This window comes from Enterobacter sp. 120016 (genome assembly GCF_018383635.1).
Taxonomy (GTDB): domain Bacteria; phylum Pseudomonadota; class Gammaproteobacteria; order Enterobacterales; family Enterobacteriaceae; genus Enterobacter; species Enterobacter asburiae_D.
In genome coordinates this window covers 126686-141337 of the sequence record NZ_JAHAWC010000006.1, presented here as the reverse complement: position 1 = coordinate 141337, position 14652 = coordinate 126686, and the positions used below count along the sequence as shown (strand labels likewise).

The following is a 14652-nucleotide window of genomic DNA, read 5'->3' as shown; positions in this document are numbered from 1 at the left end:
ATAAGCTGCAGGGAGTGAATTCAGGTTATAGCAGTTCGTGGGCTTTGGCGTAATCAATTAATTCCACGATGCTTTGCACGCCCAGCTTGGAATAAATATTGGATTTATGCGCGCTAATGGTCTTGTTGCTTAATAGCAGCTGTTCAGCAATTTCCTTGTTGGATAATCCATTCGCCAGATACCGTAATACCGTAACCTCGCGATTCGATAATGGCATATCCACTGCCATCCCTTTCCCTGAACCCAAATGGTTTATAAAGTTCAGCGTTTCCGATGGGAAAAAAGAATAGCCCATCAGGATCATTTCTACGGCGTTGTAGATCTCCCCTAAATCTTTTCGTTTACTGACGAAGCCATTTGCCCCGGCGCGAATAGCGCGACCCGCGTAAAATAACTCTGATTTAGACGAGAGGAACAGAACCTTAATGTTTTTGTTTAAGTTTCTGATTCTCTTAAGTAAAGCGAAAGCATCCGTGCCCGTGAGTTCTATGTCAAGGATCACCAGATCGATAGGGTGATTGCGGATACAGTCAAGGACTTCATGGCTATCGCCAGACTTGAGCTTGACTGTGATATTCTTATTTTTCTGTAGCAGGACTTCTATCGACATTCTGACGATAGGATGTTCGTCCATAATGATAACGGATGCCGGTTTCATTTTTAATGCCTCAGATTGTTAAAAGCGTTATGCAGAGTTTGGTAAAACTCTCGAAATGCCGGAAGGATATAATGTGCAGATCCCTATACCGTAGTATTTCCCTGGAAAGAGCGAAAGCATCCTTGTTTACGTAATGAAAAGAACTATGCCTCAGCGCGGTCATCTCATTTGGCTGGTGTTGGCAAAAAGGTTTTTCTTATTCAAATTTGGTACGCATCTTATTATACAGGGTAAGTTTTTTCCGAAAACCCTGTAAATTAATATCCGCGTATGGGTTTGTATTATCTTCTGGATCTGAATCGCTATTTTTTTAAAATTAGCGGAAATATCCTATTATCTCATTTACCGCATATTTTCATCTTTATGTAATAACAAAAAATAACAGATATCTCTGTATGTTGATCAGTTGTTAACAAAAATAGACATCATTTCAGGGGGCTAACCCGCGACGGTAAGGTTAAAAATTGCCCTCGCAGCCCGTCAGACCTTCATCTGAAAGTGCTTGTGTTAAACCAGATAACGGCATCTGGTGTACAGGAGAACATGCTACCCGCTTCGCTTTTTACTCCCGGTAGGGGTCGCTAAGCTGCTTGTTTTTACATCATTATCATCTTGTTAACGCCTTCTGCATTCACTTAACGGATGGAGGAAAGTGCTGCCGTTCATTCAATTTATGGCATTTCACAAGGTTTACGCCCATAAATTAGGAATAGTTATAAATTCGATTTTATTGTTAAAAATTAACATTTACGCAACGCAATTGGTAAGTAAATTCCTAAACCGCTTTAGGAAATAAGGGGTTAGGACGTGAGTGAAAACGTGCAGTCTGAGAGGTTATTAAGAAGGTGCAGCAATTCCTGGCGATGGCTGAGCCCCAGCTTCAGCAGGATGCAGCTGAGACGATAGATAATGCGGCTATAGGGGCGATTCTGCATCAGGGCAATCTGACGCAGCGTCTTGCCCCTTGAGAGCTCCTGCAGGATGGGCCATTCATTGCGCGAGAACCAGTCTTTATCGGAACCCTGCGGAGGGGCGGTATCCAGCAGGCTGTGCTGGAGCGCGGCGGCGTTCAGCTGACGTTCGAGCACATGAAAGGGGCCTGCCGCTTTGCAGAAGAGGCGGGTGTCGTAATTATCGGCCCGGACCAACAGCCAGGGCGTCAGGAACGGAGGAAACAGGCTATGCCGTCTCAACTGGTCCAGTCTCTCCAGCAGCCCCGTGGACCGGCTTTCTATATCCACGACCAGGCGGGCTGAGGGCCACTGGGTCTGAGCGATAAGGGCATCGTCCAGCGTGGCGTAGTCGCAGCAGCTGCTCAGGGGAAACTGCCCGTTGAGAAAACCGGTGCGCAGATAGTGATCCTCCGTCACCAGAAGGATAAACGGGGCGTCTGTTTTGCGGGGCTGGCTGATGGACTGGCTCAAAAATTCGAGCCGGTCGAAAAAGGGGGGAGCAAAAGGTGAGCGCGTAAATCCCAGTGCATCACTTCCTGTACGCCGCCGCCGGTAACGGCGCACTGTCATTCGCATGGTCTCCCTCCTGGAAATGGCTTTTTAATCCTCCGGCCATGTCCAGGACGGCCAGTAATACCCCTGGCCGAGATCTGCGCCTGCCTGCAGTGCCCAGGTACGATCGCGTTCAGTCTCAATACCTTCGATAAGCACTTTCCCGGCGAGCTGAAAGCAACGGGAAACCAGTTGCCTCAGCGCAGGGGTGTCGCGTAAACGCCAGAATGCTTCCTTATCTATTTTGATGCCGGTTAACGGGAGTCGGCAGGATAAAAACGACTGCACTAAGACGTCATCCACGTCGTCCAGCCAGATAGCGTGTCCCTGTCTGCTAAGCTGCTGCAGATTCTGAACCACGTGCTGCTTTTGCGCGACGGGCAGCGCCAAAAAGGACGCGAGGTCGACAATCTCAATATTGAGCGGCACGCCGGTCAACCGGATAAGTCGCTGAAAAGACGCAGGCTCTGTCAGGACGGTTATCGGCAGATTAATAAAAAGGTTATGACCGTGCGGCGGTTTTTTTAACGCGGCAAGCTGTGCTTCAAGCAGCGTTATCGACCAGTCTGCGGACCGATCGCAAAAAAAGTCCTCGCTGTGCCGCGTGTCGGACAGAACGCTTAATACCTCCACGCCAACCTGGCGCATGGAGGAAAGGGCGACGATGGGCTCTAGCTTAATGCCGACGATGTCCTGAGAAATGTACTGTAACCGGGGGGGCGTATCGATCGGGTTTTGCGCTGTCACTCCATTGTCCTGTTGTCTGTCAGCCTCCAGGCGGCCGGGATACCTGGCTCTAGTGTGACGAGCTGACGTTCAGGAAAACAGCAGGCGTTACTTAAATGCAACTAAGCCTTTTCGCAGCGCTAAATTTTACGGTGAAACAGGGGTAAATGTTGAGAAAATAGCCGTATTTACAATCGGCTAGCGGTAATTGCCGCGGAAAACGGAAAAGGCATTGACTCACCTGCCATTGACCGTATAATTCTTCGCGTTTCACCGCCGCGAAGTTCACGCTTCTCAGTGCGCCCTTAGCTCAGTTGGATAGAGCAACGGCCTTCTAAGCCGTAGGTCGTAGGTTCGAATCCTACAGGGCGTGCCATTTAGTCTCAGGTACTGACTTCTCTCCCTCTCCTTACTCTTTTCGAACGTTATTGCAGACAACGCGCATTTTATGCGTTTCGTACGGCGTGACTACGCTTGCATGGGCCTGCAACGGTGAGAAATGTAGGCCGGGTAAGCGCAGCGCCACCCGGCAAGAAAGGCGCCTATATTATTAATGGCAGAGTTTGTCATCCGTTTCATTATTCTTCCCTGAACAGATAAATAACCGCGTAATAAATAGAAGCCTAATTAAAAGCCGTTATCACGAAGCCTAAGGTTTTCTTAATCTTTAATTAATCCGTTTTTTAAATCTGGATTTTTATCACTTCAAACCCAACGAAAATGAAATTTTACACTTTTACGCGTAAACTGGATTGATACTAATTATCATTAGCGTTGTTGTATGCTTTAATCCTGTCCCACAAAGCTATGAGTCGTTAATCCCGTTAGTCTATAAAGGATATGTTCATGAATTCTCGCCTGCTGTCCTGCTTCTCGCTTGCCTTGTTGTCTTCATCCCTTTTCCTTTCCACACAAGCGGTTGCCGCCGATAACAACGAAGGTATCGTTGTTTATAACGCGCAGCACGAAAACCTGGTGAAGTCGTGGGTTGACGGTTTTACTAAAGAAACCGGCATTAAAGTCACTCTGCGTAACGGCGATGACAGCGAGCTGGGTAACCAGCTGGTTCAGGAAGGCAGCGCGTCACCGGCCGACGTATTCCTGACGGAAAACTCACCGTCAATGGTGCTGGTGGATAATGCCAGCCTGTTTGCGCCGCTGGATGCAGGCACCCTGAAGCAGGTACCGGCAGAATATCGTCCGGCGCACGGCCGCTGGATCGGCATTGCCGCCCGCAGCACGGTGTTTGTGTATAACCCGGAAAAGCTGAACGAACAGCAGCTGCCTAAATCGCTGATGGATCTGGCAAAACCCGAGTGGAAAGGCCGCTGGGCGGCATCCCCGTCAGGTGCGGATTTCCAGGCCATCGTGAGCGCGATGCTGGCTCTGAAAGGCGAGAAGGCCACCCTGGAATGGCTCAAGGCGATGAAAGCCAACTTCGTTGCCTATAAAGGCAACAGCACCGTGATGAAAGCGGTTAATGCCGGTCAGATTGATGGCGGCGTGATTTATCACTACTACCGTTTTGTCGATCAGTCCAAAACCGGTGAAAACAGCAAGAACACCCAGCTCTACTACTTCAAACATCAGGATCCGGGCGCGTTCGTAAGCCTCTCCGGCGGCGGCGTGCTGGCGTCCAGCAAACACAAAGCGCAGGCGCAGGCCTTCATCAAATACATTACCGGTAAAGAAGGGCAGGAAAGTCTGCGTACCAACAATGCCTTTGAGTATGCGGTGGGCGTGAACGCGGCCTCAAACCCGAAACTGGTTCCGCTGAAAGATCTTGATGCGCCGAAAGTTGAACCTTCAACGCTCAACAGTAAAAAAGTTATCGAGCTGATGACGCAAGCCGGTCTGCTGTGATCCTGAGAGTGAAGTGAACGCCTTATGTCTGGTCTGAGTCTCGACATCGGAAAAAACAGAGTGCAGGAGCCTGCTCGCAGGCGTCCTGCACTGCCGATGGTTGCGTTAGCTGTATTGTTTTCATTGATGGCGCTTCTGCCTTTGGGTTTTATCATTGCCATTGGCATTGAGACCGGCTGGGAAACCATTAAGGCGCTGGTGTTTCGCCCGCGCGTGGCTGAGCTACTCAGCAACACGCTGTGGCTGACGGCTTTAGCGGTTCCGCTGTGTATCGTGACGGGCGTGGCAATCGCCTGGCTCACAGAGCGCACGCAGCTTGCCGGGCGGGGGATCTGGTCTGCGCTGGCGGTCGCCCCGCTGGCGATCCCCGCGTTTGTGCAAAGCTATGCCTGGGTGAGCGTTGTCCCGTCCATGCACGGGCTCTCCGCGGGCGTGTTCCTCTCCGTTCTTGCCTACTATCCGTTTATCTATATGCCGGTTGCGGCGGTACTGCGTCGTCTTGACCCGACGCTTGAAGATGTCGCCGCTTCGCTGGGAACGCCGCCGTGGCGGGTCTTTTTCCGCGTGGTGCTGCCCCAGCTCAAGCTGGCTATCTGCGGCGGCGCGCTGCTGGTGGCGCTGCACCTGCTGGCGGAATACGGCCTGTACGTGATGATCCGCTTTGATACCTTCACCACGGCAATTTATGACCAGTTCCAGTCTACCTTCAGCGGCCCGGCGGCGAACATGCTGGCGGGCGTGCTGGCCTTGTGCTGTCTGGCTATCCTGATGCTGGAAGGCGTAACGCGCGGCAAAGCACGCTACGCGCGCATTGGCGCCGGGGCCGCGCGTGAACAGAAACGCTGGCCGCTGAAGCCTGCGGCTGCCGCGCTGGGCCAGCTGTTTTTCATCGTGCTGATCGTGCTGGCGCTGGGCGTGCCGCTAATTGTCCTGTGCCGCTGGATTTGGCTCGGCGGCGTGCAAAACTGGATGAGCGCCGATCTCTGGCACTCTCTGCGCCAGACGCTGATGCTCGGCGTGGGCGGAGCGCTCCTGACGACGGCGTGCGTGATCCCCATCGCGTGGCTCGGTATCCGCTATCCGCACCGTATCTTCCGGATGCTGGAAGGGTGCATCTATATCACCAGTTCACTGCCGGGAATCGTCACTGCCCTGGCGCTGGTCACCGTCACCATTCATTACGCCCGCCCCATTTATCAAACGGAAATTACCCTGTTCCTGGCCTACCTGCTGATGTTTATGCCCCGCGCGCTCATCAACCTGCGGGCGGGGATTGCGCAGGCGCCGGTCGAGCTGGAAAACGTGGCGCGCAGCCTGGGCAGCACGCCCGCGAAGGCGCTCTGGAGCGTCACGATGCGGCTGGCCGCGCCGGGTGCGGCGGCGGGGGCCGCACTGGTTTTCCTCGGCGTCAGCAACGAGTTGACCGCCACGCTGCTGCTCTCTCCGCTGGGCACGCGCACGCTTTCCACCGGATTCTGGGCGCTGACCAGTGAAATTGACTATGTGGCCGCCGCGCCTTACGCGATGCTGATGATCCTGATTTCACTCCCGCTGACCGCCATTCTCTATATGCAGTCGAAAAAAATTGCAGGGCTATGACATGCTTGAATTAACCGCCATTTCTAAATCGTTTTCTGATGTGCAGGTGCTCGACAGCTTAAACCTGAGCGTTGCGCCGGGCAGCAGGACGGCGATTGTCGGGCCGTCCGGGTCGGGGAAAACCACGCTGCTGCGTATTCTTGCCGGGTTCGAAACGCCTGACACTGGGCGCATTGTCATGCAGGGGAGAGCGCTGTTTGATGAAAACAGTTTTGTTCCCGCCCACCTGCGCCGAATCGGTTTCGTGCCTCAGGAGGGCGCGCTGTTCCCGCACCTCAACGTGGCAGACAACATCGCCTGGGGGCTGGACGGCACCCGCCACGAGAAGCGCCAGCGCGTTGAGGCGCTGATGGAGATGGTTTCTCTGGACAGGCAGCTCGCAACGCACTGGCCCCACGAGATTTCCGGCGGACAGCAGCAGCGCGTGGCGCTTGCCCGCGCGCTGGCCCAGCGTCCTTCCCTGATGCTGCTGGATGAACCGTTCTCGGCGCTGGACACCGGCCTGCGCGCCATGACGCGTAAGGCAACGGCCGATCTGCTGGCCGAAGCGGGCGTGGCCTCGATTCTGGTCACCCACGATCAGAACGAAGCATTGTCCTTTGCCACGCAGGTTGCCGTGATGCGCTCCGGACGCTTCATGCAGGTCGGCACGCCTTATGACGTCTACACCCGTCCCGTTGACGAAGAGACGGCGCTGTTTCTGGGCGATGCCGTGATCCTGCCTGCTCGGCTCGCTGCCGGGTATGCGGTGTGCGCGCTGGGTGAAGTGCCGACGGACAACGCGCAGGCGACAGGAGAGGGCAGGGTAATGATGCGCCCTGAACAATTACGCGTGACGGCGTGTGCAGCGCATGAAAGCCCGATCTCGATTCTTGATGTGGACTTCACCGGACAGCTGTCGACGCTCACCCTGGGATTAGCCGGGCAGAAGCAGCCCGTGATTCTGAAGACCGTAAGCCAGCCAGGATGGAACCCGGGCACGGCGGTACGCATTGATATTGCTGGCACCGCGCGGGTATTCGAATATTCTTAATACTCGTTAGTAATTTCATGCAACGGGTTGTTATAAAAGAATTTTCCTGAACATATGGCATTTCCTGAGATTCTCTACCATGCTCATAAAACCTCACCACACTGCGTGAGGTTTTTCGTAGTTGCTGATTAATCTCAAGGAAAAAGGTTATGAAAAAGACGACTGCTATTTTGTTGGGAACGGCGTTACTGTTTACAACCAATGCTTTTGCTGCTCAGCTGCTGACTAAAAGCGAGTTCAAAAAAGTTGCATCTCAATATAAAAAAATCGGTACGGTAAACACCTCGAATGAAGTATCGGTTGATGATGCAAAAAAAGAACTGATTGAGAAAGCCGATAAGAAAGGCGCGGATGTCCTGGTGCTCACGTCAGGTAACACCAACAATAAAATTCACGGTACGGCCAATATCTACAAGAAAAAATAATAGCTTTGCAGCCACCCCCGAAACGGGGTGGTTGTTCCCCTCTTTTTTCGCCAAACCTCCTCATGAACGCGGTTACACTTGCTAACACATGGATAATGCGTATAGTTCTCATTTGCATTGCACCCAATACATTCTAAGGCCCGACAACGGGTCATTTTTGCGCGCACTTTAAAATGAGTTAACTATGAACAACACCATCATGCACAAGACGCTGCTGGCGCTTGCCGTTAGCGCGGTGACCCATTCCGCCTTCGCGGCGGACGATCAAAAAGAGGACACCCTCGTTGTCCAGGCTGCACCAGCCAGCGATTTCAAACCCGGCGGCGACCAGCTGGTACCGGCCTTCCTTGACGGACAGGTCGCGAACGGTGGGCGCATGGGGATGCTGGGCCAGCAGAACGCCATGGACGTGCCGTTCAACATCATCAGCTACACCTCGAAGCTGGTGGAAGATCAGCAGGCGAAAACCATTGCCGATGTCGTCGCGAACGACGCGGGCGTGCAGTTCGTTCAGGGGTACGGCAACAGCGCGGAGACCTACCGCATCCGTGGCCTGAAGTTTGACGGCGACGACATGACCTTCGGTGGCCTGTCCGGCGTGCTGCCGCGCCAGGTGGTGGATACCCAGATGGTTGACCGCATAGAGATCTTCAAAGGGGCCAACTCGCTGATGAACGGCGCGGCAAGCTCCGGCGTGGGCGGGATGATCAACCTTGAGCCAAAACACGCGGGCGAACTCCCGCAGGCGAAGGTCGGCGTGGACTACACCTCGGATTCCCAGTTTGGCACCACGCTCGACGCGGGCCGTCGCTACGGCGACAGCGACCAGTTTGGCGCGCGGGTGAACCTGGTCCATCGCGAAGGGGAAACCGGCATTGCGAACGATCGCCGCCGCACCACGCTGCTCTCTACCGGCCTGGATTACACCGGTGACCGCTTCCGCACCTCGCTGGATCTCGGCTATCAGAAGAAAACCTTCCACGGCAGCCCGACCAGCGTCAATATTTCCGCGGTGGATTTCGTGCCCGAGCCGCCGAAAAACGATCGTAACTTCTCGCAGAAGTGGGCCTACAGCAACATCGAAAACGAATTTGGGATGTGGCGCAGCGAGTACGACATCGCCGACGGCTGGACCGCCTATACCGGTCTGGGCGCGCAGCACGCGCATGAGGAAGGCATCTACAGCGCGCCGAAGCTGGTGGATAAAAGCGGCAAGGCAACGGTCAGCCGTCTGGATACCAACCGCATCAGCGATTCCGTCAGCGGCATGGCGGGCGTTCGCGGTAACTTCACTACGGGCTTCGTCTCGCATAAGGTCAACGTCGGCTATGCGGCGATGACCAAAAACGAAAAAATCGCGTGGAAAATGTCGGCGGCGAAGGATAACCCGACCACCAACATCTATCACAATACCGGCGTCGATATGCCGGACAGCACCAACTTCAACGGCTCTGGCGGGAAGTACAGCGATCCGCTGACCAGCGGGCGCACCCGTACGCAGGGCTGGCTGCTGAGCGATACGCTGGGCGTGCTGGACGACAAACTGCTGTTCACCGCGGGCGCGCGCCATCAGAAGGTGGTCATTCGCGGGTATAACAAAGTCACCGGTGCGGAAAACGCGGCGGACGGCTTCGACGGCAGCCGCTGGATGCCCACCTACGGCGTGGTCTACAAGCCGTGGGAGGCGATCTCCCTCTATGCTAACCACACCGAAGCGCTGCAGCCGGGCAAAACCGCGCCTAACACCGCCACCAACTACGGCCAGAGCACCGGTATCGTTCACTCCAGGCAGAACGAAGTGGGCGTGAAGGCGGACTTTGGCCGCGTGGGCGGATCGCTTGCGCTGTTCGAAATCAAAATGCCGTCGGCGATCCTCGACGACAGCGGTCACTACGGGCTTGACGCTGAACAGCGTAACCGTGGCGTGGAGCTGAACGTCTTCGGTGAGCCGATGCTGGGGATGCGTCTGAACGCCAGCGCCACCTGGCTGCAGGCCGAGCTGACCAAAACCAAAAATGGTGTGAATCAGGGCAACGATGCAATCGGTATTCCGAACTTTTACGCCGTGCTGGGCGCAGAGTATGACATCAAGCCGATTGACGGCCTGACCGCCACCGCCCGCGTGAACCACTCCGGCGCGCAGTACGCTGACCTGGCAAACACCAAAAAGCTGGACAGCTACACCACGCTGGATCTGGGGATGCGCTATCGCTTCGCGGTGAACCACAATGAAAACCAGATGACGGTTCGCGCGGGCATCGACAACGTGACCAATGAAAACTACTGGGCCAGCGTGGACGACTCCGGTACCTATATTACGCAGGGCGAACCGCGCACCTTTAAGGTCTCGGTTGGCTACGCGTTTTAAGCGTTCCATCTCGTTATCCGGGGCAGGGATGCCCCAATCCCTTGCTACCTCCAGCATGAAGTGTTAAAACGTGCCCCTTCTAAAAAAGAGACAGGGGTAGGACGTGAAAGACGCGTCATCCGCTTCAGGCCATGGTAGCGCTGAAGCCTCGTCGGATCAGAATCCGACGCTGCAACGTGGTTTGCAAAATCGACATATTCAGTTAATTGCCCTTGGCGGCGCGATCGGTACCGGGCTGTTTCTCGGCATCGGCCCCGCTATTCAGATGGCTGGCCCGGCGGTTCTGCTGGGTTACGGTATCGCCGGGATTATTGCCTTCCTGATCATGCGCCAGCTTGGCGAGATGGTTGTTGAAGAGCCGGTTTCAGGCTCCTTCGCGCACTTTGCTTATAAATACTGGGGCCCGTTTGCAGGCTTCCTGTCCGGCTGGAACTACTGGGTCATGTTCGTGCTGGTGGGGATGGCGGAGCTGACCGCCGCAGGCATTTACATGCAGTACTGGCTGCCGGATGTCCCAACGTGGATCTGGGCGGCGGCCTTCTTCATCATCATTAACGCCGTTAACCTCGTCAACGTGCGCCTGTATGGCGAAACCGAGTTCTGGTTTGCGCTGATCAAGGTGCTGGCGATTATCGGGATGATCGGCTTTGGCCTGTGGCTGCTGTTCTCCGGCCACGGCGGCGAGCGCGCCACTATCGACAACCTGTGGCAGCACGGCGGCTTCCTGGCGACCGGCTGGAAAGGGCTGATTCTCTCTCTGGCGGTGATCATGTTCTCGTTCGGTGGACTAGAGCTGATTGGCATTACCGCCGCGGAAGCGCGCGACCCGCATAAAAGCATTCCAAAAGCGGTGAACCAGGTGGTGTACCGGATTCTGCTGTTCTACATCGGCTCGCTGGTGGTGCTGCTGGCGCTCTATCCGTGGGTGGAAGTGAAGTCCGACAGCAGCCCGTTCGTGATGATTTTCCATGACATGAACAGCAACCTGGTGGCCTCGGCGCTGAACTTCGTCATTCTGGTGGCGTCTCTGTCGGTCTATAACAGCGGCGTTTACTCCAACAGCCGCATGCTGTTTGGCCTCTCCGTGCAGGGCAACGCGCCGAAGTTCCTCACCCGCGTCAGCCGTCGCGGCGTGCCGGTGAATTCCTTGTTCCTCTCCGGCGCTATCACCTCGCTAGTGGTGCTGATTAACTATCTGCTGCCGAAAGAGGCCTTTGGCCTGCTGATGGCGCTGGTTGTCGCCACCCTGCTGCTGAACTGGATCATGATTTGCCTGGCGCACCTGCGCTTTCGCGCCGCGATGCGCCGCAAGGGACGTGAGACGCAGTTCAAAGCGCTGCTTTATCCTGCGGGGAACTACATCTGTATCGCGTTCCTGGGGCTGATTCTGGTGCTGATGTGCACCATGGATGAGATGCGCCTGTCGGCGATGCTGCTGCCGGTGTGGGTGGTGTTCCTGTTTATTGCCTTTAAGCTCTCGCGAAGGTAAAAGCAAAACGGCAACCTGGTTGCCGTTTTTAGTGTTTGCACCCTCTCCCTGTGGGAGAGGGCCGGGGTGAGGGCACCAGACCGCACCAAACCAGACCGCACCAAACCAGACCGCACCTGCCTTCACGCCCGGTGGCGCTTCGCTTACCGGGCCTACAAACGGATTAATTGGCGATGACGCCCGCCAGGGAGCGAATATCGTTCCCGGTTGGCGACTGGTGAATACGCAGCCCAAATTCATCCACTACCGCGAAAATATGGTCGAAGATGTCCGCCTGAATCTCTTCATATTCTGCCCAGACCACAGTGTTGGTGAAGGCATATATTTCAATCGGCAAACCATTCGCATCAGGCGCTAGCTGGCGCACCATCAGCGTCATATCTTTGCGAATACGGGGATGGTTGCGCAGATATTCATTCAGGTAGGCGCGGAATGTGCCGATATTGGTCATCTTACGCAGGTTTAATACCGACTCTCCTTCACCGTTCTTCTGATTCCACAGGTTAATTTCCTCATGTCTCGCGGCCAGATAGGGCTTCAGCAGTTTCGCCTGAATGAGTTTCTGCTGCTCCTGCTCGTCGAGGAAATGAATGCTGGTGGTATCGATATTCAGGCTGCGCTTAATGCGTCGCCCGCCAGAGGCAGACATGCCGCTCCAGTTAATAAAGGCGTCGGAGACCAGGGCCCACGTCGGAATGGTTGTAATCGTATTATCGAAGTTGCGTACTTTAACGGTGGTCAGACCGATGTCGGTCACCGTGCCGTTAGCACCGTATTTCGGCATCTCCAGCCAGTCGCCGAGCTTGAGCATGTCGTTGGCGGAAAGCTGAATCCCCGCCACCAGTCCCAGTATCGGGTCTTTAAACACCAGCATCAGAACGGCGGCCATGGCGCCCAGGCCGCTTATCAGAATCGCCGGGGACTGGCCGATCAGCAGGGAGATAATCAGAATCCCCACAAGGATGGCGCTTACCAGCTTGATACCCTGGAAGATCCCTTTCAGCGGCAGCTGTGATGCGGTGGCCATTTTCTGCGACAGATTAAAAATCACGTCCAGCAGCGAGAAGAAGGAGAGCAGGGCATAAACCATCACCCACAGCTTTGCGCATGTCGTGAGAATTTCCGCCGCTTCGCTGCCCTTCTGCAGCCACAGTACCGCCTGGACGTTGACGATTATCCCCTGAAGGGTGAAGGCCAGACGGTGAAATAATTTATTCTGGGTAATGATCTGCAGCCACAAATGGCTGCTGGCCTGCGCGCGTTTTTCGAACGCGCGAAGCACCACTTTGTGCAGAATAAAATGAACGATGATGGCGGTAAGAAAAATAATACCAAAGATAATCACTAAAGAGGTGGTGTGATTAATTTCAATGCCTAACTCTTCAACCTGAGCAATTAATTCCTGCATAACGTCTCCTTTATTGATGCAGCCCCATAATGGCGGCTGCGGATCTATTATGCAAATTCACGGGCTTATTTGGTGGCCTGGCAGACCTTCACCACCGGCAGGCACAGGCTATGGCGGATGCGCAGCGTCGCCAGGGCGAGCACCACCATCATGACCGTTTCCACTATCAGGAAGACGTTCACCGCCTGGGTGTAATCTCCGTGGTGGTTCTGCAGCGCGTGCAGCAAAATCGCGCCAAAAATGGCCGGGCCGAGCCCCAGCGCGGCCTGCTGCAGCGTGCTGAGAATGGCGCTCGCGGCCCCGGCGTCGTCAGGCTGGATATCGCGCATCCCGATGCGGTAGAAGCTGTTCACGATCAGCGCCTGCCCGTAGCCGACCAGCCCGGTCGCGGGTGCCAGCGTCAGCGCGGTATTCTCCATTCCCCAGATGCGGAACGTGGCGATCAGCGCCAGCAGGCCGGCAATCTGGATCGCCAGACCGGTCAGCAGAATGGTACTGGTGCTGTAGCGAGCAATCAGACGCGGCGCGAACCACGCGGAGATAAAATAAGTCACCCCAAGGGCGATGAAACTGTTCCCCGACTGCCACGGCGCCATCCCCAGGCCGGTTTGCATGGTCAGCGCCATACAGAACATAAACCCGGACCAGACGCTGAAAAAGAGCATCGCAATCAGTATGCCAAAGCGAACGCTGCGAAGCTGCAGCAGGCGCGGCGGGATCAGCGGGTGGGCATTCTCACGCTCCTTTTTGCGCGCATTCAGCGCCATCAGCCAGGCCAGCGGAATAATGGCGAGCAGCATCACCTTCAGCGGCCACGACCAGTGCCACTGGGGGCCGAGCGCCATCGGGAACAGCAGACAGCAAAGCACGATCGCCAGCAGCACGGTGCCCGGCCAGTCGATGCGTGACGGCGTATCGCGGCGGGTTTCGGGTACGAAATGGCGACTCAGCGCCAGTACCACCAGACAAATCGGCACGTTGATGAAGAAGGCGTTACGCCAGCCCAGACCGGCGATGTCCGCCGATACCAGCCAGCCGCCGCCCATTTGCCCGACGATAAACGCAATCCCGCCGATGCCGCCAAACAGGCTGATGGCTTTTGCGTGGGCGGTACCTTTCAGCGTCACGTGCAGCGTGGCAAGAATTTGCGGCATGATCAGTGCCGCACCTGCTCCCTGAACGATGCGCGCGGCCAGCAGCTGTTCAATGTTCCCCGCCATCCCGCACAGCAGTGAGGCGAGGCCAAAGCTCGCGACGCCCCACATAAACAGGCGTCGACGGCCAAGGTTATCCCCCAGCTTGCTGCCGAGCGCCAGGCAGACGGCGAAGGCCACGCCGTAGAGGGCGACAATCAGCTCCAGCTCGGTGGCGGTGGCGTGCAGCGAGTGGGTGATGGCGTCCAGCGCCACGTTGGTGATTGAGGTATCAATCATCGGCAGCATCTGGCCGGTTAGCAGCAGTATCAGGCCAGCGCGGCCCGGTGAAACAACTGACGTATTCATGGTAACTCCATTGCGTCATTCATCAGATGGTCGTAGCATCAACCATCTGATAAACGGGTACCAGTTCTTGCTTATA

At 55.6% G+C, this 14652-nt stretch carries 11 protein-coding genes and 1 tRNA gene; 7 read left to right on the top strand and 5 right to left on the bottom strand.

The window, feature by feature from the left end; genetic code table 11:
• Window positions 1-25 precede the first annotated feature (25 nt).
• The 3 genes from fimZ to KIF87_RS11230 form a co-directional block, all read right to left on the bottom strand.
• Window positions 26-658 carry a fimbria biosynthesis transcriptional regulator FimZ gene (gene fimZ, locus KIF87_RS11240; RefSeq protein ID WP_033144828.1) on the bottom strand — a complete coding sequence of 211 codons (633 nt, stop codon included), beginning with the start codon at window positions 656-658 and terminating at the stop codon, window positions 26-28.
• A gap of 800 nt (window positions 659-1458) precedes the next feature.
• On the bottom strand, window positions 1459-2187 hold the full coding sequence (locus KIF87_RS11235) for a helix-turn-helix transcriptional regulator (RefSeq protein ID WP_193940306.1): 729 nt from the start codon (window positions 2185-2187) through the stop codon (window positions 1459-1461).
• A 24-nt stretch (window positions 2188-2211) separates the two neighbouring features.
• Window positions 2212-2910: an EAL domain-containing protein gene (locus tag KIF87_RS11230; RefSeq protein ID WP_213328784.1), complete on the bottom strand. Its 699-nt coding sequence runs from the start codon at window positions 2908-2910 to the stop codon at window positions 2212-2214.
• A gap of 278 nt (window positions 2911-3188) precedes the next feature.
• Between KIF87_RS11230 and KIF87_RS11225 the strand changes: the two genes are divergently transcribed.
• From KIF87_RS11225 to pheP, 7 genes are all read left to right on the top strand, one after another.
• A tRNA-Arg gene (locus tag KIF87_RS11225) sits at window positions 3189-3265 on the top strand.
• A gap of 470 nt (window positions 3266-3735) precedes the next feature.
• A complete protein-coding gene (locus tag KIF87_RS11220) occupies window positions 3736-4752 on the top strand; it encodes an iron ABC transporter substrate-binding protein (RefSeq protein WP_213328783.1) in 1017 nt (338 codons plus the stop codon).
• A gap of 24 nt (window positions 4753-4776) precedes the next feature.
• Window positions 4777-6351 carry an ABC transporter permease gene (locus tag KIF87_RS11215; protein WP_213328782.1) on the top strand — a complete coding sequence of 525 codons (1575 nt, stop codon included), beginning with the start codon at window positions 4777-4779 and terminating at the stop codon, window positions 6349-6351.
• Window position 6352: 1 nt separating this feature from the next.
• Window positions 6353-7384, top strand: coding sequence for an ABC transporter ATP-binding protein (locus tag KIF87_RS11210; RefSeq protein WP_213328781.1), 1032 nt, complete (start codon window positions 6353-6355; stop codon window positions 7382-7384).
• A gap of 149 nt (window positions 7385-7533) precedes the next feature.
• Window positions 7534-7809 carry a DUF1471 family periplasmic protein YahO gene (gene yahO, locus KIF87_RS11205; RefSeq protein WP_023310654.1) on the top strand — a complete coding sequence of 92 codons (276 nt, stop codon included), beginning with the start codon at window positions 7534-7536 and terminating at the stop codon, window positions 7807-7809.
• A gap of 184 nt (window positions 7810-7993) precedes the next feature.
• The gene (locus tag KIF87_RS11200; RefSeq protein WP_213328780.1) at window positions 7994-10177 is read left to right on the top strand and encodes a TonB-dependent receptor; all 2184 of its coding nucleotides are present in this window, start codon (window positions 7994-7996) and stop codon (window positions 10175-10177) included.
• Window positions 10178-10280: 103 nt separating this feature from the next.
• Window positions 10281-11666: a phenylalanine transporter gene (pheP, locus tag KIF87_RS11195; protein WP_063145211.1), complete on the top strand. Its 1386-nt coding sequence runs from the start codon at window positions 10281-10283 to the stop codon at window positions 11664-11666.
• A 163-nt stretch (window positions 11667-11829) separates the two neighbouring features.
• Here pheP and KIF87_RS11190 read toward each other — a convergent pair whose 3' ends face one another.
• The gene (locus KIF87_RS11190) at window positions 11830-13074 is read right to left on the bottom strand and encodes a mechanosensitive ion channel family protein (RefSeq protein WP_032662934.1); all 1245 of its coding nucleotides are present in this window, start codon (window positions 13072-13074) and stop codon (window positions 11830-11832) included.
• A gap of 65 nt (window positions 13075-13139) precedes the next feature.
• Complete coding sequence (locus KIF87_RS11185; RefSeq protein ID WP_213328779.1) at window positions 13140-14576, bottom strand: MFS transporter; 1437 nt, start codon at window positions 14574-14576, stop codon at window positions 13140-13142.
• Between the last annotated feature and the right edge of the window lie 76 nt (window positions 14577-14652).